Annotated in this window: 2 protein-coding genes; one reads left to right on the plus strand and one right to left on the minus strand. The window is 73.9% G+C overall.

Going from position 1 to position 2,310, the window contains the following annotated elements:
- Positions 1–97: 97 nt before the first annotated feature.
- Positions 98–766, plus strand: coding sequence for a phosphatase PAP2 family protein (locus ACFV0Q_RS40880; protein ID WP_385013099.1), 669 nt, complete (start codon positions 98–100; stop codon positions 764–766).
- Between the two features lie 4 nt (positions 767–770).
- Here ACFV0Q_RS40880 and rox read toward each other — a convergent pair whose 3' ends face one another.
- Positions 771–2,201: a rifampin monooxygenase gene (gene rox, locus ACFV0Q_RS40885; RefSeq protein ID WP_385013101.1), complete on the minus strand. Its 1,431-nt coding sequence runs from the start codon at positions 2,199–2,201 to the stop codon at positions 771–773.
- Positions 2,202–2,310 lie beyond the last annotated feature (109 nt).

The following is a 2,310-nucleotide window of genomic DNA, read 5'->3' on the forward strand; positions in this document are numbered from 1 at the left end:
GCACCCCTTGCCGCTACGGTCGTCCCCGGGGCGGTGGCCGGTGGCCCGCCGGCGCCGCTCCCCCCCCCACCCGCTCCGAGCGAGAGGCCGCACCCCCATGGCCGCGTCCGCTCCCGCCGCACGGGCCCTGCGGACGGCCGGGTGGGTGGCCGCGGCCGCCTCGGCCTGCTTCGCCCTGCTCGCGCTGTGGGTCGTCCTGGCCCCGGACGGCCTGCTCCCCGGGGACGCGGCGACGCACCGCGCGGCCGTGACGGACCGGTCCGCCGCCGCCCTGGCCGCGGCCAGGGCCGTCACCTCCACCGGCAGCGGGCCCCTCCCGTACGCGCTGGTCGTCGCGGCCGGCCTGTACGCGGGCCGCACCGGGCGCCGGCGCCTCACCCTCACCGCCGCCCTCGTGCTCTGCCTCGGCGCAGGCCAGGCCCTGCGCTACGCCGTGATGACGCTGATCGCCCGCCCCCGGCCGCCGCTCTCCGACTGGGCCACCCACGCCCTCGGCTGTTCCTTCCCCTCCGGCCACGCCACCGTCGGCGCGCTCACCGCCGGGCTCCTGATCACCGCACTCCTGACGCGCGAACCCCCTCCGCCCCGTATCGCCCTCCTGGCCGCGCTGATCGCCGTCTGGGGCGCGGCGGTGGGCCTGACCCGCGTGTACCTCGGCGTGCACTGGTACACCGACGTGCTCGGCGGCTGGCTCTTCGCCACAGCCTGGCTGGCCCTCTGCGTCTGCGGATGCCTCTGGGGGCGGACCCGCAGGACCGCCCCCTGACCGCTCAGCCCGCGGCCGCGCCGAACCACTTCGCCAGCAGGCCGTCCAGCTCCCGCTGATCGTCACCGGCCCACGCCACGTGGCCGTCCGGGCGCAGCAGCACCGCGGGCACGTCCAGTTCCTCGCTGACGTCGGCCACGTGATCGACGCGGTCCGCCCAGCCCGCCGCCGAGAGCCGGCCGGTCTGGTCGAGCAGCAGCCCGCGGCCGCCGCGCATCAGCTCGTACAGCCGCCCCTGCTTGAGCGCGAGGTCCCGCATCCGCCGGCCGAGCAGCTCGTGGCCCTCGCCGAAGTCGTAGGTGACGTCGACCGCGGTGATCATTCCGGTCACGTACCGGTTCACCTCCTCGAAGTCCATCAGCTTCGCGAACAGCTCCCGCAGCGCGGTCGGACCCGCGTCGGTTCCCATCAGCGTGATCTGCGCGCGGGTGTTGCTCAGCACGGCGGCGCCCACCGGGTGCCGTTCGACGTGGTACGTGTCCAGCAGCCCCTCCGGCGCCCAGCCGTTGACGGCGGCGGCCAGCTTCCAGCCGAGGTTGAACGCGTCCTGCACGCCCAGGTTGAGCCCCTGCCCGCCGGTCGGCGGGTGGATGTGCGCCGCGTCGCCGGCCAGGAAGGCCCGGCCCACCCGGTAGCGCTCGGCCTGCCGGGTGGCGTCGCCGAACCGGGACAGCCAGCGCGGCGAGTGCACGCCGAAGTCGGTGCCCGCGAACGCCCGCAGCTGCTTCTTGAACTCGTCCAGGGTCGGCTCGGCCGCACGGTCCTCGGCCACGCCGTCGGCGGGCACGACGATGCGGCACACCCCGTCCTCACCGGGGGCGGTGACGCCGAACCGCAGCTGGGTCTTGTTGACTTCGGCGACGGCGGCGGCGATCGTCGCCGGATCCTCGGTCACCTCCATTTCGCCCAGCATCGTCTCCACCTTGGCGGCCTCGCCGGGGAAATCGATGCCGAGCAGCTTGCGCACCGTACTGCGGCCGCCGTCGCACCCGACGAGGTAGCGCGAGCGCAGCTCCGTGCCGTCCGCCAGCTCGACGGTCACCCCGTCCTCGTCCTGGCTCAGGCCGACCACTTCGCAGCCGCGCCGGATGTCGGTGCCGACTTCGAGGGCGTGCTCGCCCAACAGCCGTTCGGTGACCGGCTGCGGAGTGGCGACGCCGAACGGGTGCGCCGTGTCCAACTGCTCCGGCCACGGCTTGACGATGCCGCCGAAGAGACCGCCGACCTGGAACTTCTCACTCACAGCGAGGAACCGGCCGAGGAGGCCGCGCTGGTCCATCACCTCGACGCTGCGCGCGTGCAGGCCCTGCCCGCGGGACTGCCGGGTCTGCTCGGCCAGCCTCTCCAGCACGACCACGTCCACACCGTGCAGCCGCAACTCGGCGGCCAGCATCAAACCGGTCGGTCCACCACCGGCAATGATCACGTCGATCATCGTGAATCCCCCATATTCCCAGGTCCTGGCTTCGAGGGATGATTCTGCGGTACGACCGGGGCCTTGCCGCAAGGCCCCCCGTCCGCTATAAGTTGAGAGTGGCAAGGAG

It is taken from the genome of Streptomyces sp. NPDC059564 (assembly GCF_042735575.1).
GTDB lineage: Bacteria > Actinomycetota > Actinomycetes > Streptomycetales > Streptomycetaceae > Streptomyces.

Bases quoted from the DNA above. Each gene is read 5' to 3' on its own strand.
- ACFV0Q_RS40880 (WP_385013099.1), top strand. From the start codon at position 98: ATGGCCGCGTCCGCTCCCGCCGCACGGGCCCTGCGGACGGCCGGGTGG.
- rox (WP_385013101.1), bottom strand. From the start codon at position 2,201: ATGATCGACGTGATCATTGCCGGTGGTGGACCGACCGGTTTGATGCTG.